We start from the raw sequence: 21,337 nt of genomic DNA on the forward strand, positions 1-21,337 counted from the left end.
GTAGACACCCAAAGCGCGCTGCCGATCAGCTTCGCCACGCTGGACATGCTGGCCAAGGCCGGCAAGGGTGAAATGCCGGCGCCCGAAGCGCGCAACGTCGGCGACAAATGGCTGATCTACAGCGCCGCGCCGTTGCGCACAGCGCCAGACGCGCCAATCACCGGCACCGTGCTGCTGGCGTTCGACCCGCAGCGCCTGATCAATGCACTTCCCGAGACCCCCGCCGATGTGGGTCAGGTGGTGCTCGTCCAGCAGTTCGGTAACGCCACCGCGCAGAATTTTCTTACCCGTGGCGAGGACGACGGCAGCCGTCCGCAAGAATTTTCCACCGGCTACCCCAACTGGAAACTGACCTTTGCCGCCGGCCCCGCGCTGCAAGGTTCAACGCCCTGGCTGATGCTGCTGCTCGCCTTGCTGGTTGCCGCCGGTGCGATGCTGTTGGGGTTGTATCTGAACGAGAGTGCGCTCAAGCGCCGAGTCGCGGCTGACGCGCGGCAGCTTGAGCAATTGCTGCAAGAACTGTCCGGAGGCAAGGCCGTCAAAGCCTTCAGCTTGAGCCTGCCGTCGTTGAACGGGCTCGCCCAGGGCATGGCGCGGTTCTCGCTACGCAACAGTCCGGCGGGCGCTGCGCCGGCAGATCACGCTTCGACAACCGGGACACCTCTGAACGGTCCCGCACCGCACCTTCCGGTCGTGTCGGAGGAAGACCACCTGACCGACCCGCTGTTCCAGGACACCGATATTCTTGACCTCGACTTGATCGATGATCCCCGGGAACTCCCGCAGCTGGAGCCGTCCCCCGCAATGAGCAGCAGCGTTTCCAGCGCCCCGCCCTTTCCCGAGACGATATTTCGCGCCTACGACATTCGCGGCATTGTTGGCGATACGCTGAACGCCGAAACCGCCTACTGGATCGGCCGAGCCGTCGGTGCAGAGAGCCTGGCGCAGGGCGAGCCGCATGTTTCGGTGGGCCGCGACGGTCGACTTTCAGGCCCTGAACTGGTCGCGCATTTGATCAAGGGCCTGCACGACAGTGGCTGCCACGTCAGCGACATTGGTCTGGTGCCCACCCCGGCGCTGTACTACGCCACCCATGTGCTGGCGGGCAAAACAGGCGTTATGCTGACGGGCAGCCACAACCCGAAAGACTACAACGGCTTCAAGATCGTCATCGCCGGTGACACCCTCGCAGACGAGCAGATTCAGGCGCTGCATGAACGCATCAAGGCCAATGACCTGCCGTCCGCCAAAGGCAGCATTATCAAGGTCAATATTCTCGACCGTTATGCCAGCCAGATCATTGGCGACGTCGTGCTCGCGCGCCGCATGAAAGTGGTGGTGGACTGCGGCAACGGTGTAGGCGGCGTCATCGCCCCGCAATTGATCGAAGCACTGAATTGCGAAGTCATCCCGCTGTACTGCGAAGTTGACGGCAATTTCCCCAACCATCACCCTGATCCGGGCAAGCCTGAAAATCTTCAGGACCTGATCGCCAAGGTCCGGGAAACCGGTGCCGATCTGGGCCTGGCGTTCGACGGTGATGCCGATCGTGTCGGTGTCGTCACCAATACCGGCACCATCATCTACCCTGACCGCCTGCTGATGCTGTTTGCCCGCGATGTGGTCAAACGCAATCCCGGCGCCGACGTGATTTTCGACGTCAAATGCACGCGCCGCCTGATACCGTTGATCCAGGAATACGGCGGCCGCCCGGTTATGTGGAAGACTGGTCACTCCCTGATCAAGAAGAAGATGAAGGAAAGCGGCGCCCTGCTGGCAGGCGAGATGAGCGGACACATCTTCTTCAAGGAGCGCTGGTTCGGTTTCGACGACGGCATCTACAGCGCAGCGCGTCTGCTGGAAATCCTCAGCCAGGAAAAACTCAGCGCCGAGGAGCTTTTCCAGACGTTTCCGAATGACTTTTCCACCCCGGAAATCAACATCAAAGTCACCGAGACCCGCAAGTTCAGCATCATGGAAGCGCTGGAGCGCGACGCGCAGTGGGGCAATGCCAACCTCACCAGCATCGATGGTGTGCGGGTCGATTATCCGAAAGGCTGGGGCCTGGTTCGCGCTTCCAATACCACGCCGGTGCTGGTATTACGCTTCGAGGCCGAAACCGAGCTCGAGCTGCAACGAATCAAAGACGTCTTCCACACCCAGTTGAAACACGTAGCACCGGATCTAGAACTTCCTTTTTGACCCTATTTTGAGTGGAGCCCAAATGACCCTCGAACATGATGCCGCAGCCAATGCCGCCAAGGTCCTCTCCGAAGCGTTGCCCTACATCCGACGCTTTGTCGGCAAGACGCTTGTCATCAAATACGGCGGCAACGCCATGGAGAGCGATGAGCTGAAAACCGGCTTCGCCCGCGACATCGTGCTGATGAAGGCGGTGGGCATCAACCCGGTCGTGGTTCACGGTGGTGGCCCTCAGATTGGCGACCTGCTCAAGCGCCTGTCCATCGAGAGCCACTTCGTCGACGGCATGCGCGTGACCGATGCAGAGACGATGGATGTGGTGGAAATGGTGCTGGGCGGCCAGGTCAACAAGGACATCGTCAACCTCATCAACCGTCACGGCGGCAGTGCCATCGGCCTGACCGGTAAAGACGCGCAGCTGATCCGTGCGAAGAAGATGAACGTCACGCGCCAGACCCCGGACATGCTCAAGCCGGAAATCATCGACATCGGCCATGTGGGTGAAGTCGTCGGCATCAACACCGACCTGCTGAACATGCTGGTGAAAGGCGATTTTATTCCGGTTATTGCGCCGATTGGCGTGGGCGCCGATGGCGAGTCCTACAACATCAACGCCGATCTGGTCGCGGGCAAAGTCGCTGAAGCCCTGAAGGCCGAAAAGCTGATGCTGCTGACCAACATCGCCGGCCTGATGGACAAGGAAGGCAAGGTGCTGACCGGCCTGACCACCGAGCAGGTCAATGGCCTTATCGCTGACGGCACCATCTATGGCGGGATGCTGCCAAAGATCCGCTGTGCACTGGAAGCGGTTCAGGGCGGGGTGAACACCTCGCACATCATCGACGGCCGTGTGCCGAATGCCGTGCTGCTGGAGATCTTCACCGATACCGGCGTCGGCACGCTGATCAGCAATCGCAAGCGTCACTGATTGCTGCTGTAAAAAAGCCCCGCTCGGCTCACTGCCAGGCGGGGCTTTTTTGTGGCTGGTTGTTAGTAGCACCCATGAGCGGTTATCACCGACCGAGCAGTTTCTGCAGACGGGCGCGATCCTGCGCAAACTCGGCCTGAGCCTGGGTTCGCGCTGTCTGGTAGCGCAGGATGTCGACTTTCAGGTTCTGCTGCTGATCACGCAGATCATCCATCTGATCAAGCAGCGTCTTCGGCACCGGGTGCCCTGCCCGCTCTTGATCAGCCGCCTGTGTCTGCAGCGTGCCTTGCTGGGTAACGAGGTTCTGGATGTTGCCTTGCGCCACGACGATCAGCCCGTCGAGTTCGGCGAGCCGGCGATTCTTCGCCCGGTCGACGTCTTCGACGCTGCTGTAGAGGCGCAGCAAATGTGCATCGGCGTCGGATTGAAGCTTGGCGGCCTGGGCATCGCGCAACTCATTGGCGGACGGTGCAGGCGGTATCGTCTGCACCACGCGACCGCGCTGATTGAGCACTTCATAACCCTTGCCGACGTACTCCGGGGGCACGCCCTGGCGATCAAGCACAGTCACGCCGCGACTGTCGACGTAGCGATACAACACGATGCCCGGGGCGTCGTCCGCATGAACGCTCGCGATGCAACCCAAACCCAGCGACAGACAAAAACCCAACGTGCCCAGCTTGAGCATAAACCGCATCCTTTTGGAGGCTCAGATTCCGTATTGAGCCCGGTACGCTTCGACGGCAGGCAAGTGTTGCTTGAGCTGCGGATCGTCGGCCAGGAATTCCAGCACCTGATTCAACGAAACGATGCTCACTACCGGAATGCCGAAATCACGCTCGACCTCCTGAATGGCAGACAGCTCGCCGTTGCCGCGCTCCTGACGGTTCAGCGCGATCAGCACGCCGGCAGCGTTCGCGCCCTGGGCCTGGATGATCTGCATGACCTCGCGAATAGCGGTGCCTGCGGTGATCACGTCGTCGATGATCAGCACATCGCCGGTCAACGGCGCGCCGACCAGACTGCCGCCTTCACCATGGGCCTTGGCCTCTTTGCGGTTGAAGCACCAGGGCAGATCGAGACTGTGATGCTCGGCAAGCGCCACGGCAGTCGCCGCTGCAAGGGGAATACCCTTGTAGGCCGGGCCGAACAGAACATCGAAGGAAATACCGCTTTCAACCACGGCGGCGGCGTAGAACTTACCCAGTTGGGCAAGGGCCGAACCACTGTTGAACAGACCGGCATTGAAGAAGTAAGGACTGGTGCGCCCAGACTTCAAAGTGAACTCACCGAAGCGCAAAACGCCGCGATCGATGGCAAAACGAATGAAATCGCGTTGATACGCCTGCATGAAAAAAGCCCCGAATACCACGGATTTAGCTAATTAGGTAGAGCTCGGGTATCATACACGCACGTGATTTTTGGGGCCATTTATGCGGATCATCAGTGTGAACGTTAATGGTATTCAGGCTGCAGTCGAGCGTGGTTTGCTCAGTTGGCTGCAAGCTCAGAATGCCGACGTCATCTGCCTTCAGGACACCCGCGCCTCCGCCTTTGAACTGGACGACCCAGCCTTCCAACTGGACGGCTACTTCCTATATGCCTGCGAAGCCGAAGTGCCTGCCCAGGGTGGCGTGGCGCTTTACTCGCGGCTGCAACCGAAGGCGGTCATCAACGGTCTTGGTTTCGAGACGGCTGACCGTTACGGGCGTTACCTGCAGGCAGATTTCGACAAAGTCAGTATCGCGACCTTGCTACTCCCTTCCGGGATGAACGGCGATGAAGACTTGAATCAGAAATTCAAGCTCATGGACGATTTCGGCAAGTACCTCGACAAGCAGCGACGCAAACGCCGCGAGTACATTTACTGTGGCTCGCTGTACGTGGCGCAGCAGAAGCTGGACATCAAAAACTGGCGCGACAGCCAGCAATCTCCGGGCTTCCTGGCACCAGAGCGTGCATGGATGGACGAGATCGTTGGCAACATGGGCTATGTCGATGCCCTGCGCGAAGTCAGCCGTGAAGGCGATCAGTACAGCTGGTGGCCGGACAACGAACAGGCCGAGATGCTAAATCTGGGCTGGCGCTTCGATTATCAACTGCTGACCCCGGGCCTGCGCCGTTTCGTACGCAGTGCCCGTCTTCCACGCCAGCCGCGCTTCTCGCAACACGCGCCACTGATCGTGGACTACGACTGGACGCTCACCATCTGACGTTCAGTTGCTCAAAAAAAGCCGACGTGAAGTCGGCTTTTGTTTGTCCGCAGATCAGGCAATCGCCCGATCTGCGGAAGCACTTACTTGATCAACCGCCAGGTGAACGGATAGCGGTAGGCGACGCCGTCATTCACCTTAACGCCCGCGATGATCGTCAGGACCAGCGCGCCGACGCCCACCAGCATCAGCAGCGGAAAGCCGATGATCACCACCATCAGCAAAAAACAGATCATCGCGGCAATGGTGACGGTGATCTGAAAATTCAGGGCTTCCTTGCCTTGAGCATCGATGTACGGGTCGACTTCTTTCTTGAGCTGCCAGACGATCAGCGGCCCGAGCAAATTGCCGAACGGAAAGATCAGGCCGAAAAACGCCGCGAAGTGGCACAGCATTGCCCACTGGCGGACTTCTTTACTCGGCGTTGGCAACGGCGACTGACTCTCGATCATCATGCTTTCCCTGTTTTGATGCAGTGCTCTGACGTATGTAGAAACCGATCAGTCGGCCAGTGCCGCCTGCTGCAGTTCGAAGATTTCGTTCATGCCTTTTTGAGCCAGTGCCAGCATCGCGTTCAGGTCTTCAGGCTGGAATGGCGCGCCTTCGGCAGTCCCCTGTACTTCGATGAAACCGCCCGCGTTGGTCATGACCACGTTGAGGTCGGTCTCGGCAGCGGAGTCTTCAAGGTAATCCAGGTCGAGGACCGGCTCGCCCTGATACATGCCCACCGATACGGCCGCGATCATCTGCTTCAGCGGATCGCCGCCCTTGAGGCCGCCACGCTTTTTGATGGACTTCAAAGCATCGATCAGCGCAACCATGGAGCCGGTGATCGACGCAGTGCGCGTCCCGCCGTCCGCCTGGATCACGTCGCAGTCGACGTACAAGGTGATTTCCCCGAGCTTGGACATGTCCAGTGCCGCGCGCAGCGAGCGGCCGATCAGGCGCTGGATCTCGAGGGTACGGCCGCCCTGCTTGCCACGGCTGGCTTCGCGCTGGTTACGCTCGCCGGTTGCACGAGGCAGCATGCCGTATTCAGCCGTCAACCAGCCTTGACCCTGGCCCTTGAGAAAACGCGGAACGCCGTTTTCAACGCTGACGGTGCAGATCACCTTGGTATCTCCGAACTCGACCAGCACAGAACCCTCGGCGTGCTTGGTGTAGTTGCGGATGATGCGGATCGGGCGAAGCTGATCGGCAGCGCGACCACTTGGACGTTTCATCTGGGATACCTGTACTGGGAGACGGAAAACTGGCCTGCATTATAGAGGTGCAGGCACGGCTTGGGACATCTAATGACACATTGCTCACGACGGGCGCTGCAGATTTGCACGCCTGACCGCACGATCACAACGCCGCGTATCGCTTGCGACAATGCCACATTTGGGCGCACACCCTGCACTGAGCTACAATCCTGCGCCTTTATAGCCAGTCGTTTCTCCACGACACTCTGCCAGGGATTCATCCCGGATCGGCTATCCGCAAACGCCTGAATTTATAGAGGTACTTTCCATGGTGCACAGCATGACGGCTTTTGCCCGCGCTGAACGAGCCGGCCCACAAGGCACGCTGAGCTGGGAAATGCGCTCGGTCAATCACCGCTACCTCGAACCCCACTTGCGTCTGCCGGAATCATTTCGTGACCTGGAGGGAGCCGTACGTGAAGCCCTCCGTCAGGGCCTCTCCCGGGGCAAAATCGAGTGCACGCTGCGTTTCACTGAAGAAACCGCAGGCAAGCCGCTGCAAGTCAACCGCGAACGCGCCGGGCAATTGGTGGCAGCAGCAGAAATCGTCGCCAGCCTGATCAAGCAACCTGCTGCGCTGAACCCCCTTGAAGTGCTGGCCTGGCCCGGTGTTCTGGTTGCTGACGCTGCCGATCCTCAAGCGCTGAACAATGACGCACTAGCGCTGTTCAACGAAGCCCTCGAAGAACTCAAAGCCGGTCGTGCCCGTGAAGGCGCTGATCTGGCCAGGCTTCTCGACGAACGGCTCACCGCGATCAAGACTGAAGTCGCGACCTTGCGTACCCTCGTGCCGCAGATGCTAGCCGCCCAGCGCCAGAAGGTGCTCGATCGTTTTGCCGACATGAAGGCAGAGCTCGATCCACAGCGCCTGGAACAGGAAATGGTCCTGCTGGCGCAAAAAAGCGATGTAGCTGAAGAACTCGACCGCCTGAGCACTCACGTCACTGAGGTTCGCCGCGTACTCAAGGCGGGCGGACAAGCCGGGCGCCGGCTGGACTTTCTGATGCAAGAGCTCAACCGGGAAGCCAACACACTGGGCTCCAAAGCCTTTGATCCTCGAAGCACGCAAGCTGCCGTCAACCTCAAAGTGTTGATCGAGCAAATGCGCGAACAAGTGCAGAACATTGAGTAAGGCCACCTCCGACATGACCCACAGCACCGGCACCCTGTACATAATTTCCGCCCCCTCGGGCGCGGGCAAGACCAGCCTGGTCAACGCCCTGATCACCGCTCAGCCGCAGATCCGCGTGTCGGTGTCCCACACCACCCGGGCCATGCGTCCGGGCGAGGTGGACGGCGTGAACTACCACTTCGTCGATCGCGCCGAGTTCGTGCGCATGATCGAGCATGGCGATTTTCTCGAGCAGGCTGAAGTCTTCGGCAATATGTACGGGACTTCACAGAGCCGTTTGCAGCAGACGCTGGACGAGGGTCATGACCTGATTCTGGAGATCGACTGGCAAGGCGCCGAGCAGGTTCGCAAACTGATGCCCCGCGCGCGCTCGATCTTCATTCTGCCGCCGACGCAGCAAGCGCTCCGCCAGCGCCTGACCAATCGGGGTCAGGACAGCGACGAGATCATTGAAGGCCGCATGCGCGAAGCCGTCAGCGAGATGAGTCACTACGCCGAATACGATTACATTGTGATCAACGACGATTTCGCCACGGCGCTCGAAGACCTGAAAGCGATCTTCCGCGCCAACTTGCTGAGCCAGGAGCATCAACAGCAGCGTCACACCGAGCTGCTGGCTCAACTGCTGGCCTGACCCGTTTTTGCCCGGCAAAACCGGGCTAATGAAATCAGCGCTTCCCTAAACGCTGGTGATTTTTTAGACTGTCGAGTCCGCTCGCCCATTCGGGCACCGCGCATACCGCATTTGCTACGAGGAATACCCATGGCCCGCGTGACCGTTGAAGACTGCCTGGAACATGTAGATAACCGTTTTGAGCTGGTCATGCTCGCCACCAAGCGCTCGCGTCAACTGGCGACCGGTGGCAAAGAGCCGAAGCTGGCATGGGAAAACGACAAGCCTACCGTAGTGGCCCTGCGTGAAATCGCTGCAGGCCTGATGAGTTACGCTGTTATCGCAGAAGCCGAAATCGTTGAAGATGAACCCCTGTTCGCCGCATTCGAGGACGAGTCCAGCGAGGCCGTCTAAGCCTATGCCTGGTCGACGTAGCAAGGCGCAGGGTCACAGTCTTCGACAAGGAGTTTTATCTTGCCGAGCATAGACGCCCTCGCCGATCGCCTGTCGACCTACCTCGGCGCAGACCAGGTCAATCTGGTCCGCCGGGCGTATTTCTATGCCGAACAAGCCCACGACGGCCAACGCCGTCGCAGCGGCGAAGCCTACGTCACGCACCCGCTGGCGGTGGCCAATATTCTTGCCGACATGCACATGGACCATCAGAGCCTGATGGCCGCCATGCTGCATGACGTGATCGAAGACACCGGCATCGCCAAAGAAGCGCTCTGCGCACAGTTTGGCGAAACGGTTGCTGAACTGGTCGACGGGGTCAGCAAACTGACCCAGATGAACTTCGAGACCAAAGCCGAAGCTCAGGCCGAGAACTTCCAGAAGATGGCGATGGCCATGGCGCGGGACATCCGCGTGATTCTGGTCAAGCTCGCCGACCGCCTGCATAACATGCGCACGCTGGAAGTCCTTTCCGGAGAGAAGCGCCGCCGCATCGCCAAAGAAACCCTCGAAATCTACGCCCCTATCGCCAATCGTCTTGGCATGCACAGCGTGCGCATCGAATTCGAAGACCTGGGTTTCAAGGCGATGTACCCGATGCGCTCAGCGCGCATTGGCCAGGCGGTCAAGCGCGCGCGCGGCAACCGCAAGGAACTGGTCAACAAGATCGAAGAGTCGCTGAGCCACTGCCTTGCCGTTGATGGCATCGAAGGCGAAGTCAGCGGACGTCAAAAGCATTTGTATGGCATCTACAAAAAGATGCGCGGCAAACGCCGAGCCTTCAACGAGATCATGGACGTCTACGCGTTCAGGATCATCGTCGACAAGGTCGACACCTGCTATCGCGTGCTCGGCGCTGTACATAATTTGTACAAGCCGCTGCCCGGCCGCTTCAAGGATTACATCGCGATCCCGAAAGCCAACGGCTATCAGTCGCTGCACACCACCCTGTTCGGAATGCACGGCGTGCCCATCGAGATCCAGATTCGTACCCGCGAAATGGAAGAGATGGCCAACAACGGCATCGCGGCGCACTGGCTGTACAAGTCCTCTGGCGATGAACAGCCGAAGAGCACCCATGCGCGGGCCCGTCAGTGGGTCAAGGGCGTGCTGGAAATGCAGCAGCGTGCGGGCAACTCGCTGGAATTCATCGAGAGCGTGAAGATCGACCTGTTCCCGGACGAGGTCTACGTGTTCACGCCGAAGGGTCGGATCATGGAGCTGCCAAAAGGCTCCACGGCGGTGGACTTCGCATATGCCGTGCACACCGATGTCGGCAACAGCTGCATCGCCTGCCGGATCAATCGCCGGCTGGCCCCGCTTTCCGAACCGCTGCAAAGCGGCTCGACCGTCGAGATCGTTAGTGCGCCGGGGGCACGCCCGAATCCGGCGTGGCTCAATTTTGTCGTCACCGGCAAGGCTCGCACCCACATCCGTCATGCGCTCAAACTGCAGCGCCGGTCGGAGTCGATCAATCTCGGCGAACGCCTGTTGAACAAAGTGCTGAACGGTTTCGACAGCACGCTGGACAAGATTCCGGCCGACCGCGTGCGCCTGATACTTGCCGAGTACCGAGTGGAAGTCATCGAAGACCTGCTCGAAGACATCGGCTTGGGTAACCGCATGGCTTATGTGGTCGCTCGCCGGTTGCTGGCCAGTGAGGGCGATCAACTGCCGAACGCAGAAGGTCCTCTGGCCATTCGCGGTACCGAAGGCCTGGTGCTCAGTTATGCCAAGTGCTGCACGCCGATTCCGGGCGATCCGATCGTCGGGCATTTGTCTGCGGGCAAAGGCATGGTCGTGCACCTGGACAACTGTCGGAACATCGCGGAAATCCGCCACAACCCCGAGAAGTGCATTCAGCTGTCGTGGGCCAAAGACGTCACCGGCGAATTCAATGTCGAACTGCGCGTCGAACTGGAACACCAGCGCGGCCTGATCGCTCTGCTCGCCAGCAGCGTCAATGCCGCAGACGGCAACATCGAAAAAATCAGTATGGATGAACGCGATGGTCGCATCAGCGTGGTCCAACTGGTGGTCAGCGTACACGACCGCGTGCACCTAGCCCGTGTGATCAAGAAACTGCGCGCCCTGGCCGGCGTGATCCGCATCACCCGTATGCGCGCGTAGTCAAACCGCAAACAGGAGTTTTTCATGAGTAAGACCGTCATCTCCAGCGACAAAGCCCCTGCCGCCATCGGCACCTACTCTCAGGCAATCAAGGCGGGCAACACCGTCTACATGTCGGGCCAGATTCCGCTGGACCCCAAGACCATGGAGCTGGTCGAAGGCTTTGAAGCACAGACCGTTCAGGTCTTCGAAAACCTGAAAGCTGTGGCTGAAGCCGCAGGCGGTTCGTTCAAGGACATCGTCAAACTGAATATCTTCCTGACCGATCTGAGCCACTTCGCCAAGGTCAACGAGATCATGGGCAAGTATTTCGAGCAGCCCTACCCGGCGCGCGCCGCCATTGGCGTTGCTGCGCTGCCGCGAGGCGCGCAGGTCGAGATGGACGCCATTCTGGTCATCGAGTAAATCCCGGTGCGGAGCTCAAGCAAGCTTCGCCTCCTCACAAAAGGAAGGACCCCGCCCATGCGCGTTGCGTTTGCCCTCTCGCTGCTGGTCGCACTGCTCAGCGGCTGCGCCAGCCACTCCGACAAAAGCCCGGACGGCACCTGGATCAACCAGGCCGCCATCGATGCGGCAGCCCAAGGCGGCAACCTGCGTCAGGCGCTGCTGGCTCACGGCCCGAATCTGGAATGGAACATCAATACCAAGGCCGGACAAGCCACTGCTTCCAACGGCTTCGAGCTGAGTGAAGGCAAGATCGCCAGCAATGCCGATGGCAAGCTGCGCGTCGACTTCTATGGGAATGCGTCTGATGAGTTGACCATCAAGGGCGATGAGCTGGTGCAGGGCGCCAGCGACACCGGGCCCGAGCAGCACTTCCGCACGCCCAAGGAAGCACCTCCGGCCGGCGCGCAACCCGGCACCAGCTTCGAGCGTGCTCTTTACACCGCCTACCTCGGCGGCAAGTGGACCATCGTCAATGGCGACGGGCAGGGCAGCACGGTTGAATTCATGCCAGACGGCAGCGTTAGTGGCCTGCCGGGCAATGATCGCTATGCGCTGTGCCTCGCTGGCGACTGCGCGGCCATGAGCGGTGAGTACGACAGCATGTGGCTGGAGAAGAAAGAGCGCGGCAACCCATGGATCTTCGTTCGCAACGGCAAGCAGCTTGAGCTGTTCCAGGCAGTCAACAACGCCCAGGCAACCGAAATGCCTGACCTGCGCCCGGGTGAGCGGCATTGGGTGCTTGAGAAGAACTAAGTCGCCACGCCCGAAAATGTAGGAGCGCGCTTGCCCGCGATTGCGGTGGGTCATCTGGCACGGTATAGCCAGAAAAATCCATTCGCGGGCAAGCGCGCTCCTACAGGGGTTATGTGATCCGCTCTACTCCGGCTGGGCTGCCAGCATCGCCTCATAACCTTCCTTATAAGTCGCATAATGCGGCGTCCAGCCCAGCGCCTTGGCGCGGGCGTTGCGGCAGCGCTTGCTCCCGACGCGGCGGACGCTATTTTCATCCGACCACTCTGTGACGCCCAGGCGCTGACGTATCCAGTCGACCACTTCGGCCAGCGGCGCGGGTGCATCGTCGACGCCGATATAGCAGTCTTCCAGCGCCACCTCGTCCGAGGCCGCCCGCAGTAAAAATGCCAGCAGCCCGGCCGCATCATCAGCATGAATGCGGTTGCCATACAGCGGCGGATCGATCGCAACGCTGTAGCCCTGGCGGACCCGATTCATCAAGTCACTGCGTCCCGGCCCATAAATGCCCGTCAGTCTGACGATTGTCGCAGGCACTCCGCTGTCCAACGCCACTTGCTCTGCCTCGCGCATGACCTGGCCAGAGTACCCGGTGGCTTCGGCGGGCGACGTTTCATCGACCCACTCACCTTGCAGCTGGCCATAAACGCTGCTGCTGGACACGAAAAATATCCGCTTCGGTCTCTGTCCGCTGCGCTCGCTCCAGCCCAGTACGTGCCGGAGGCCTTCTACATAAGCCGCGCGGTAACCCGCCTCATCCCGGTCAGTGGGTGTGGCGCAATAGACCAGGTAATCAAGCCGGCCTTCCGGCCAGTGCGCGGGAATGCGGGCGTCGAACAAGTCGCCGCTGACGCCGAGCACGCCTGCGGGCAATTTCTCTATGGACCGGCGCAGGCCGTACACCGTCCAGTCATCAGGCAACAGTTGGGAGGCCAGTCGGCTCCCGATATCGCCACATCCAGCAATCAAAACGGATGGCGCTGACATGTCCAATCTCCACATCACTCGTTGAATTTCAACCCGTAAAACGGGCTATGAAACCGACCATTGGGAAGCATTCTCAAGAAAAAGAGACGCTCTTACTTTTGTTAACAAGAATTACTTGCAATAATGACGGCCCTTTGTTCTCCTCCGCTCGCCTCGCGCCAGCGTGACGCTCTCAGAACGAACACCTATTTTCATATCAGGTCGGGCCAGCATGACATCTATTCAAACCCCCGCTTCGTCAATTGCCAATCGAGGTCTGCCACGCGCAGGACGCGCCATTGCCGCGCTGCTGTTCAGCCTGATGTTGACGCCCGTAGCGCTCGCCGACTCCAACGCTCCCGCACAAAAACCTGCCGTACAAGCCCAGGCGCCAGCCGCTACACCGGTTGACCCTGCTACAGCGCCAAGCGTTCAAGAACTGACCCCGGCATCTGCTCCGGCTGAGTCGCTCGACGCCGCGGCGGAAGATAACAGCCTGGGCATGTCCCATGATCTCTCGCCATGGGGCATGTACAAGAACGCGGACATCATCGTCAAAGTCGTGATGATCGGTCTGGCCATTGCATCGGTCATCACCTGGACCATCTGGATCGCCAAGGGCTTCGAACTGCTGGGCGCCAAGCGTCGTCTGCGAAGCGAAATCGCTGCGCTGAAACGCGCACGCAATCTGGACGAAGCCAGCGCAGGGGCGAAAAAAGAAGGCACCCTTTCCCATTTGCTGGTGCACGACGCACTGGAAGAGATGCGCCTGTCGGTCAACACCCGCGAGCGAGAAGGCATCAAGGAGCGCGTCGCTTTCCGCCTTGAACGCCTGGTCGCCGCTTGCGGCCGCAACATGAGCATGGGCACCGGCGTGTTGGCCACCATCGGTTCGACTGCGCCCTTCGTTGGCCTGTTCGGCACCGTCTGGGGGATCATGAACAGCTTCATCGGCATTGCCAAAACCCAGACCACCAACCTGGCCGTTGTGGCGCCGGGCATCGCCGAAGCCTTGCTGGCCACCGCGCTGGGCCTGGTTGCAGCGATTCCAGCCGTGGTCATCTACAACGTCTTCGCCCGCTCCATTGCCGGTTACAAGGCGCAGGTGTCCGACGCTTCGGCGCAGGTTCTGTTGCTGGTCAGCCGCGATCTGGATCACCAGCCTGCGGCCGAGCGCAGCCAACCGCCGCACATGGTAAAGATGGGGTAAACCATGGGCCTGCATTTGAAGGAAGGCGACGACGAGCTCGCCGAGAACCACGAAATCAACGTGACGCCGTTCATCGACGTCATGTTGGTACTGCTGATCATCTTCATGGTTGCCGCACCGCTGGCAACCGTGGACATCAAGGTTGATCTGCCCGCCTCTACTGCCAAACCGGTGCCTCGACCCGAGAAGCCGATTTTCCTGAGTGTGAAAGCCGACCAGAGCCTGTACCTGGGCGATGAAAAAGTGGCGCGTGAGCAAATTGGTCAGGTGCTGGATGCCAAAACCAAAGGCAAGAAAGACACCACGATTTTTTTCCAGGCCGACAAGGGCGTCGACTACGGCGACCTGATGGACGTCATGAACGCCTTGCGCGGCGCCGGCTACCTTAAGGTGGGCCTGGTGGGTCTTGAGACGGTCGGCAAGAAATGATCAATACGCGCCAAAAGCTGACGCGCTATAGCGGTAGTCTGTTGGTGGTGCTGGCGGTCCATGCCGTTGCGATCGTCGTCGCATTGCGCTGGCCTTCCTCGCAGGCCATCGAGCTGCCGCCGGCAGCGATGATGGTTGAGCTCGCGCCTGTTCCCGAGCCCGCCCCGCCGCCGCCACCGAAAGTTGTGCAACCGCCGCAGCCGCCTGCGCCGGAAGAACAACTGCCGATTCCGCCAGTCGCCGAAGCCCCCAAGGCCGAAATCGCTGTACCCAAGCCGGTCAAGCCCAAGCCCAAACCACAGCCGCCAAAACCTGTGAAGAAGGTCGAGCCGCCGAAAGAAGAAAAACCAGCCGATGACAAGCCGCTGGACGCCCCGCCGTCCAACGCCAAGCCAGAGAAATCAGCGTCGCCGCAACCTGCTCCGCCCACGCCGCCAAGCAATGCATTACCCACTTGGCAGGGCGAATTGTTGAGTCACCTGAGCAAGTTCAAGCGCTACCCGGAAGACGCCCGACGTCGGGGCATGCAGGGCACCAGTCGTCTGCGCTTCGTGGTCGATGGCGAAGGTCGTGTGTTGTCCTATGAACTGGCCGGAGGTTCAGGAAGCGCTTCACTGGATCGAGCGACGCTGGAAATGATCCGCCGCGCGCAGCCATTGCCCAAGCCGCCGCCGGAATTACTGAAGAACGGGTCGCTGGAAGTGGTCGCTCCCTTCGTTTATTCCCTGGATAAACGCTGAAACCAGAATTTTGTCCGCCGCGACGGGTTGATAACGTGCGTCTATCGATTGCACCCGCTATGCTGGGGCCGCAACTTCATGGACCCACGTTATGACCCTCACAGAATTGCGCTACATCGTTACCCTCGCTCAAGAGCAGCATTTCGGCCACGCCGCTGAACGCTGTCACGTCAGTCAGCCGACTTTGTCGGTGGGCGTCAAAAAGCTGGAAGATGAACTCGGTGTGCTGATTTTCGAGCGCAGCAAGAGTGCCGTACGTCTGACCCCGGTTGGCGAGGGCATCGTGGCTCAGGCGCAGAAGGTCCTTGAACAGGCTCAGGGCATTCGTGAACTGGCCCAGACTGGCAAAAATCAACTGACCGCGCCGCTTAAAGTCGGCGCGATCTACACCGTTGGCCCTTACCTGTTTCCTCACCTGATTCCCCAACTGCACCGGGTCGCCCCGCAGATGCCGTTGTACATCGAGGAAAACTTCACCCACGTGCTGCGCGACAAGCTGCGCAATGGCGAGCTCGACGCGATCATCATCGCCTTGCCGTTCAACGAAGCCGATGTCCTGACGCTGTCGCTGTACGACGAGCCGTTCTACGTGCTGATGCCGGCCGATCATCCCTGGACCCAGAAAAAGACCATCGATGCCTCGGCGCTGAACGACAAGAGCCTGCTGCTACTGGGCGAAGGTCACTGCTTCCGCGATCAGGTGCTCGAAGCCTGTCCAACGCTGGTCAAGGGCGGCGACGCTGCGAAGCACACCACCGTAGAGTCCAGCTCGCTGGAAACCATTCGGCACATGGTCGCTTCGGGGCTGGGGATTTCCATCCTGCCGATGTCCGCCGTCGACAGCCATCACTACGCGCCGGGCGTGATCGAAGTCCGTCCGCTGTCGCCGCCGGTGCCGTTCCGCACTGTGGCAATCGCCTGGCGTGCCAGTTTCCCGCGCCCGAAAGCCATCGAGATCCTCGCTGACTCGATTCGTCTGTGTTCCGTTGCTCGCCCTAAAGCTCAGGCTGAAGCGAGTTAAGGGACGGTATGACGGAGCTGTCTCATGTCTCGGTCACGGCGCTAAAAGGCGTCGGTGAGGCAATGGCTGAAAAGCTGGCGAAAGTCGGTCTTGAGAACATTCAGGACGTGCTGTTTCACCTGCCGTTGCGTTATCAGGATCGCACTCGCGTTGTGCCCATCGGCGAATTGCGCCCAGGACAGGACGCGGTGATCGAAGGTGTGGTCAGCGGCGCCGACGTGGTCATGGGCAAGCGCCGCAGCTTGCTGGTCAGGATTGGCGACGGCACCGGCGTGTTGAGCCTGCGCTTTTACCACTTCAGCAACGCGCAGAAGGACGGCCTCAAGCGCGGTACTCACGTGCGCTGTTACGGCGAAGCCAGGCCCGGCGCTTCGGGGCTTGAGATCTACCACCCGGAATACCGCGCGATCACCGGCGATGAACCGGTCGCGGTCGAGCAGACGCTGACGCCAATCTACCCTACGACTGAAGGCCTCACCCAGCAGCGCCTGCGCCAATTGTGTCAGCAGAGCCTGTCGATGCTCGGCCCCAAAAGCCTGCCTGACTGGCTGCCGGATGAACTGGCGAGCGACTATCAACTCGCGCCCCTGGCTGACGCCATTCATTACCTGCATAACCCGCCTGCCGATGCCGACGTTGAAGAGCTCGCGCTGGGCCATCACTGGGCTCAGCACCGACTGGCGTTTGAAGAGCTGCTGACGCACCAGCTGTCCCAGCAACGCCTGCGTGAAAGCCTGCGCTCGCAACGCGCACCTGCGCTGCCACCGGCGAAACGCCTGCCGAAGAAATTCCTCGCCAACCTTGGATTCCCGCCCACAGGTGCGCAGCAGCGTGTGGGCAACGAGATCGCCTACGACCTCAGTCAGCACGAGCCGATGCTGCGGCTGATTCAGGGCGATGTGGGCGCTGGCAAAACAGTCGTCGCAGCCCTCGCGGCGTTGCAGGCTCTGGAGGCGGGCTACCAGGTAGCACTGATGGCACCCACAGAGATTCTTGCCGAACAGCATTTCATCAATTTCACCCGCTGGCTGGAGCCTCTCGGCATCGAGACGGCCTGGCTCGCGGGCAAACTCAAAGGCAAGGCGCGGGTGGCGTCACTGGCGCAGATCGCCGGTGGCACCCCCATGGTCGTCGGCACCCACGCATTGTTCCAGGACGAGGTGCAGTTCAAGAACCTCGCGCTGGTCATCATCGACGAACAGCACCGTTTCGGCGTTCAGCAGCGTCTGGCCCTGCGCAAGAAAGGCGTCGGCGGCTTGATGTGTCCGCATCAGTTGATCATGACCGCCACTCCCATCCCGCGCACCCTGGCGATGAGCGCCTACGCTGACCTCGACACGTCGATCCTCGACGAACTGCCACCCGGGCGTACGCCGGTGAATACCGTTCTGGTGGTCGACAGCCGACGGATCGAAGTCGTCGAGCGCGTGCGCAACGCGTGCGCGGAAGGTCGGCAGGCGTATTGGGTGTGCACGCTGATCGAGGAGTCTGAAGAGCTGACGTGTCAGGCCGCTGAAACCACCTTCGAGGAACTGACCAGCGCGCTGGGCGAGCTCAAGGTCGGCTTGATTCACGGGCGCATGAAGCCCGCCGAAAAAGCCGCCGTCATGGCCGAGTTCAAGCAGGGCAATCTGAATCTGCTGATCGCGACGACGGTGATCGAGGTTGGCGTGGACGTCCCGAATGCCAGCCTGATGATCATCGAAAACCCGGAACGTCTGGGCCTGGCGCAGCTTCATCAATTACGCGGTCGGGTCGGCCGGGGCAGCGCCGCCAGCCATTGCGTGTTGCTGTATCACCCGCCACTTTCGCAGATCGGACGTCAGCGTCTGGGCATCATGCGTGAAACCAACGACGGCTTCGTCATTGCCGAAAAAGATCTGGAGCTGCGTGGGCCGGGCGAGATGCTCGGCACGCGTCAGACAGGGCTGCTGCAGTTCAAGGTCGCAGACCTGATGCGCGATGCAGATTTACTGCCGGCAGTCAGGGACGCCGCGCAGGCGCTGCTTGAGCGCTGGCCGCAACATGTCAGTCCGCTGCTGGAACGCTGGCTGCGTCATGGTCAGCAATACGGCCAAGTGTGAAGCAGTCAACGCAATAACAGGGTGCCTCACCTCTATAACAACTAAGCTGGTTATACTTCAGCGATTGTAGGAATCTGGATACAGGCCATGACAGAAGTTGCCCACATCGACACAAGCCCACACTGCCCTTCTGTTATCCGGCAGTTGCTCGGCAAACTCAACTTCCGTGAAGTAACTGACGACGAGTCTCTGCCGGTTGCCCAGAAGGTTCAGGCCATTCTGGTCGACGACTCCGTTGGCGCGCTGTTCATCCTGTTTCCGCAGAACCAGTTGCTTGATCTCAGTCGTATCACCGAGTTGACCGGCCGCAAGTTGAAAGCGGTTCCGAAAGAGTCGCTCGACCTCATGCTGAGAAAACATGACCTCGGCACGTTACCCGGTCTCCCTTCGCTGACCAGCTCGCCTTGCCTGTATGAAGAGCGCATTCTGTCCGGCCCTACTGTTCTGATCGATTCCGGCGAGCCGGGCCTGCTGCTGGAAATCAACAGCGAAGAATTCAAGACGCTATTGACCAAGGCCAGCGCCGCCCGCTTCGGTGAACCGGTGACGTCTGTGACGCCCAACCTCACGCGCCCCCATGACGACCGCGAGGAGATCACCAAAGCCGTACAGAATTTCACCGCCCGGCGCATTCAGCAGCGTCTGGAATCCACGGTGGAAATCCCGCCATTGGCCGACACGGCGCAGAAGATCATCAAGCTGCGTGTCGACCCCGACGCTACCATCGACGACATCACTGGCGTAGTCGAAACCGATCCGGCATTGGCGGCACAGGTCGTGAGCTGGGCGGCCTCCCCGTATTACGGTTCGGCCGGCAAAATTCGCTCGGTGGAAGATGCCATCGTTCGCGTGCTGGGTTTTGATCTGGTGATCAATCTGGCGCTCGGTCTGGCGCTGGGCAAAACCCTGGCGCTGCCCAAGGATCATCCGCAGCAGGCAACCCCTTACTGGCAGCAGTCGATCTACACGGCTGCGATCATCGAAGGCCTGACCCGCGCCATGCCCCGTGCCGAGCGTCCGGAAAGTGGCCTGACGTATCTCGCCGGCTTGCTGCACAACTTCGGTTATCTGCTGCTGGCGCATGTGTTCCCGCCGCACTTTTCGCTGATTTGCCGCCAGATCGAAGTCAATCCGCATCTGCATCACAGCTATGTCGAGCAGCACCTGCTGGGCATCACTCGCGAGCAGATTGGCTCCTGGCTGATGCGCAACTGGGACATGCCGGAGGAGCTGGTCATTGCACTGCGCTTTCAGCACGACCCGCACTACACAGGCGAGCATTACAAGTATGCGAACCTGGTGTGCCTGGCAGTGAGGCTGCTGCGCAAGGAAGGCATCGGCTCAGGCCCCATGGAAAGCATTCCGGACGAACTGCTCGAGCGCCTGAAGCTCTCTCGCGAGAAAGCTCAGGACGTCGTGAAGAAAGTGCTGGAGGCAGAAGTGATGTTGCGCGAACTGGCCGCGCAGTTCAGCTGATTTCGAAGTGCTCGAGTGAGACTAAGGGGCAACTGAGCCGGCTTGCTAGCGAATGCATTGTGTCAGTCGGCATGTTCATAGTTGACATACCGCGTTCGCCAGCAAGCCGGCTCCTACAGAGTCATGCAGGGGGCGGGGTCTTTATCAGACGTTGGATCTGCAGCCAATTCTGTACTGATTCTGTTAAACCACAGGCTTCGTCGGTCAGCCCGCGACCTTGTTCTTCTTCCTCGGCTTCAAATACTTTGTCAGCCCCTGAAACCACATCACCAATCCGGCGTTGCCGGTGACCAGGATGTTTTTGTCTTGAATGCCCTGCATGAAAGCGAGCTGCTTGTTCCGGGCCTGCATTGTGGCGAAGCCGTAAGCGGCATCCTTGAAAGCAATCACGAAAGCAGGCGCCGCAAAGGTGCCAGCGCGGCTCTTGACGCGTTGATCGCGCACGATGAAATGCCGGGCGATCTTGCCGTCAGCCGTCTGCAACTGGAAAGCCAGATCCTTCCCCGCGAGTTGCTGCTGGAAGGCGGGATTGTTGCGACTGGCGCGGGCCATCAACAGGCCCAACATCCAGAGTAGAAAACGAAACTTCATGCGTGGGCCTCATGGGATCAGCGGCGGTCAGGATGACCGATCGCAGTGTAGCGAGCCTGGTTGTGCGATGAGCAAGCAGAACCGGTCAGTCGCAAAGTGGCGGGGCAGACGCAACGCGCCGAGCAGCGCAGGTTGATTCGCCGGCCAAAAAAATGGGCATGCCGACTGATCGGTATGCCCATTTCCATGCTGCTCGCCCTCCGCAGAGCGCTCAGCGAATTACTTTTTCTTTGCTGCAGGCGCCTTTGCCGCCGCTGCCTTGGCGGGCTTGGCATCTTTGGCGGCTGCAGCCGGCTTGGCAGCTTTCGCTGGCTTTGCCGCGTCCGGATTAACGCTGTCTTTGAGAAACTTGCCCGGCTTGAATGCCACCGTGTTGCTGGCCTTGATCTTGACGGGCTCACCGGTCTGAGGGTTCTTACCGGTGCGGGCGCCACGATGGCGTTGCAAGAAAGTACCGAAGCCAACCAGCGTGACGCTGTCCTTCTTGTGCAGCGCGTTGGTGATTTCGTCGAGCACGGCGTTGAGGACGCGATTGGCTTGTTCTTTGGTGAGATCTGCTTTCTCGGCAATAGCCGCTGCCAGTTCTGGTTTACGCATATGAAGCCTCTTTTACGGTTTTTTGTTTTTATGTCCCGTGCAGCCCTTGCGGACAGCGAGCAGGTGCCGCAACAGCTCTACGTTGCGGCAGACCGGAATGAGAATGGCACG

General features: G+C 60.0%; 21 protein-coding genes and 1 pseudogene. 15 read left to right on the forward strand and 7 right to left on the reverse strand.

Annotated features, from left to right (window positions below):
• Nucleotides 1-804: 804 nt before the first annotated feature.
• Both OKW98_RS01340 and argB read left to right on the forward strand, forming a co-directional pair.
• Nucleotides 805-2,202 (forward strand): phosphomannomutase/phosphoglucomutase, encoded by a 1,398-nt coding sequence (locus tag OKW98_RS01340; protein WP_265389621.1) that lies wholly within the window; start codon nucleotides 805-807, stop codon nucleotides 2,200-2,202.
• A 22-nt stretch (nucleotides 2,203-2,224) separates the two neighbouring features.
• Complete coding sequence (gene argB / locus OKW98_RS01345) at nucleotides 2,225-3,130, forward strand: acetylglutamate kinase (RefSeq protein WP_265387662.1); 906 nt, start codon at nucleotides 2,225-2,227, stop codon at nucleotides 3,128-3,130.
• An 85-nt stretch (nucleotides 3,131-3,215) separates the two neighbouring features.
• Here argB and OKW98_RS01350 read toward each other — a convergent pair whose 3' ends face one another.
• The gene (locus OKW98_RS01350; RefSeq protein ID WP_416147854.1) at nucleotides 3,216-3,827 is read right to left on the reverse strand and encodes a DUF4124 domain-containing protein; all 612 of its coding nucleotides are present in this window, start codon (nucleotides 3,825-3,827) and stop codon (nucleotides 3,216-3,218) included.
• Between the two features lie 12 nt (nucleotides 3,828-3,839).
• Nucleotides 3,840-4,481: an orotate phosphoribosyltransferase gene (gene pyrE, locus OKW98_RS01355; RefSeq protein WP_265387664.1), complete on the reverse strand. Its 642-nt coding sequence runs from the start codon at nucleotides 4,479-4,481 to the stop codon at nucleotides 3,840-3,842.
• Between the two features lie 82 nt (nucleotides 4,482-4,563).
• Between pyrE and OKW98_RS01360 the strand changes: the two genes are divergently transcribed.
• Nucleotides 4,564-5,343: an exodeoxyribonuclease III gene (locus OKW98_RS01360; RefSeq protein ID WP_065988229.1), complete on the forward strand. Its 780-nt coding sequence runs from the start codon at nucleotides 4,564-4,566 to the stop codon at nucleotides 5,341-5,343.
• 83 nt (nucleotides 5,344-5,426) lie between these two features.
• On the opposite strand, the gene OKW98_RS01365 is transcribed toward OKW98_RS01360, so the two are convergent.
• Together OKW98_RS01365 and rph are read right to left on the reverse strand one after the other, a co-directional pair.
• Complete coding sequence (locus OKW98_RS01365; RefSeq protein ID WP_265387665.1) at nucleotides 5,427-5,795, reverse strand: DUF4870 domain-containing protein; 369 nt, start codon at nucleotides 5,793-5,795, stop codon at nucleotides 5,427-5,429.
• A 48-nt stretch (nucleotides 5,796-5,843) separates the two neighbouring features.
• Entirely contained in the window at nucleotides 5,844-6,566 is a 723-nt protein-coding gene (rph, locus tag OKW98_RS01370) for a ribonuclease PH (RefSeq protein WP_265387666.1), read from the reverse strand.
• A gap of 289 nt (nucleotides 6,567-6,855) precedes the next feature.
• Here rph and OKW98_RS01375 point away from each other — a divergent pair, with 289 nt between their 5' ends.
• The 6 genes from OKW98_RS01375 (at nucleotide 6,856) to OKW98_RS01400 (ending at nucleotide 12,115) form a co-directional block, all read left to right on the forward strand.
• Nucleotides 6,856-7,719 (forward strand): YicC/YloC family endoribonuclease, encoded by an 864-nt coding sequence (locus OKW98_RS01375; RefSeq protein ID WP_265387667.1) that lies wholly within the window; start codon nucleotides 6,856-6,858, stop codon nucleotides 7,717-7,719.
• Nucleotides 7,720-7,732: 13 nt separating this feature from the next.
• Nucleotides 7,733-8,353: a guanylate kinase gene (gmk, locus tag OKW98_RS01380; RefSeq protein ID WP_265389622.1), complete on the forward strand. Its 621-nt coding sequence runs from the start codon at nucleotides 7,733-7,735 to the stop codon at nucleotides 8,351-8,353.
• A 129-nt stretch (nucleotides 8,354-8,482) separates the two neighbouring features.
• Entirely contained in the window at nucleotides 8,483-8,746 is a 264-nt protein-coding gene (gene rpoZ, locus OKW98_RS01385; protein ID WP_265387668.1) for a DNA-directed RNA polymerase subunit omega, read from the forward strand.
• A 60-nt stretch (nucleotides 8,747-8,806) separates the two neighbouring features.
• A complete protein-coding gene (gene spoT, locus OKW98_RS01390; protein WP_265387669.1) occupies nucleotides 8,807-10,915 on the forward strand; it encodes a bifunctional GTP diphosphokinase/guanosine-3',5'-bis pyrophosphate 3'-pyrophosphohydrolase in 2,109 nt (702 codons plus the stop codon).
• A 24-nt stretch (nucleotides 10,916-10,939) separates the two neighbouring features.
• Complete coding sequence (locus tag OKW98_RS01395; RefSeq protein ID WP_065988223.1) at nucleotides 10,940-11,320, forward strand: RidA family protein; 381 nt, start codon at nucleotides 10,940-10,942, stop codon at nucleotides 11,318-11,320.
• A 57-nt stretch (nucleotides 11,321-11,377) separates the two neighbouring features.
• On the forward strand, nucleotides 11,378-12,115 hold the full coding sequence (locus tag OKW98_RS01400) for a hypothetical protein (RefSeq protein ID WP_265387670.1): 738 nt from the start codon (nucleotides 11,378-11,380) through the stop codon (nucleotides 12,113-12,115).
• 123 nt (nucleotides 12,116-12,238) lie between these two features.
• On the opposite strand, the gene OKW98_RS01405 is transcribed toward OKW98_RS01400, so the two are convergent.
• Nucleotides 12,239-13,099: an SDR family oxidoreductase gene (locus OKW98_RS01405; RefSeq protein ID WP_265387671.1), complete on the reverse strand. Its 861-nt coding sequence runs from the start codon at nucleotides 13,097-13,099 to the stop codon at nucleotides 12,239-12,241.
• A gap of 211 nt (nucleotides 13,100-13,310) precedes the next feature.
• Here OKW98_RS01405 and exbB point away from each other — a divergent pair, with 211 nt between their 5' ends.
• From exbB to OKW98_RS01435, 6 genes are all read left to right on the forward strand, one after another.
• Nucleotides 13,311-14,288, forward strand: coding sequence for a tonB-system energizer ExbB (exbB, locus tag OKW98_RS01410; RefSeq protein ID WP_265387672.1), 978 nt, complete (start codon nucleotides 13,311-13,313; stop codon nucleotides 14,286-14,288).
• A 3-nt stretch (nucleotides 14,289-14,291) separates the two neighbouring features.
• A complete protein-coding gene (exbD, locus tag OKW98_RS01415) occupies nucleotides 14,292-14,717 on the forward strand; it encodes a TonB system transport protein ExbD (protein ID WP_133773871.1) in 426 nt (141 codons plus the stop codon).
• On the forward strand, nucleotides 14,714-15,457 hold the full coding sequence (locus tag OKW98_RS01420; protein WP_265387673.1) for an energy transducer TonB: 744 nt from the start codon (nucleotides 14,714-14,716) through the stop codon (nucleotides 15,455-15,457). The genes exbD and OKW98_RS01420 overlap by 4 nt, the downstream gene beginning before the upstream one ends.
• Nucleotides 15,458-15,548: 91 nt before the next feature.
• Nucleotides 15,549-16,478, forward strand: a complete 930-nt coding sequence (locus tag OKW98_RS01425) for a hydrogen peroxide-inducible genes activator (RefSeq protein WP_065988216.1) — start codon at nucleotides 15,549-15,551, stop codon at nucleotides 16,476-16,478.
• 8 nt (nucleotides 16,479-16,486) lie between these two features.
• Nucleotides 16,487-18,562: an ATP-dependent DNA helicase RecG gene (gene recG, locus OKW98_RS01430; protein ID WP_265387674.1), complete on the forward strand. Its 2,076-nt coding sequence runs from the start codon at nucleotides 16,487-16,489 to the stop codon at nucleotides 18,560-18,562.
• Between the two features lie 87 nt (nucleotides 18,563-18,649).
• A complete protein-coding gene (locus OKW98_RS01435; RefSeq protein ID WP_265387675.1) occupies nucleotides 18,650-20,038 on the forward strand; it encodes an aminoacyl-tRNA deacylase and HDOD domain-containing protein in 1,389 nt (462 codons plus the stop codon).
• Between the two features lie 204 nt (nucleotides 20,039-20,242).
• Here OKW98_RS01435 and OKW98_RS01440 read toward each other — a convergent pair whose 3' ends face one another.
• Both OKW98_RS01440 and OKW98_RS01445 read right to left on the reverse strand, forming a co-directional pair.
• Nucleotides 20,243-20,629 carry a helicase gene (locus OKW98_RS01440; protein ID WP_265387676.1) on the reverse strand — a complete coding sequence of 129 codons (387 nt, stop codon included), beginning with the start codon at nucleotides 20,627-20,629 and terminating at the stop codon, nucleotides 20,243-20,245.
• A 327-nt stretch (nucleotides 20,630-20,956) separates the two neighbouring features.
• Nucleotides 20,957-21,226: pseudogene (locus OKW98_RS01445) on the reverse strand (HU family DNA-binding protein); the annotation flags it as partial.
• Between the last annotated feature and the right edge of the window lie 111 nt (nucleotides 21,227-21,337).

The organism is Pseudomonas sp. KU26590, from assembly GCF_026153515.1.
Taxonomy (GTDB): Bacteria; Pseudomonadota; Gammaproteobacteria; order Pseudomonadales; family Pseudomonadaceae; genus Aquipseudomonas.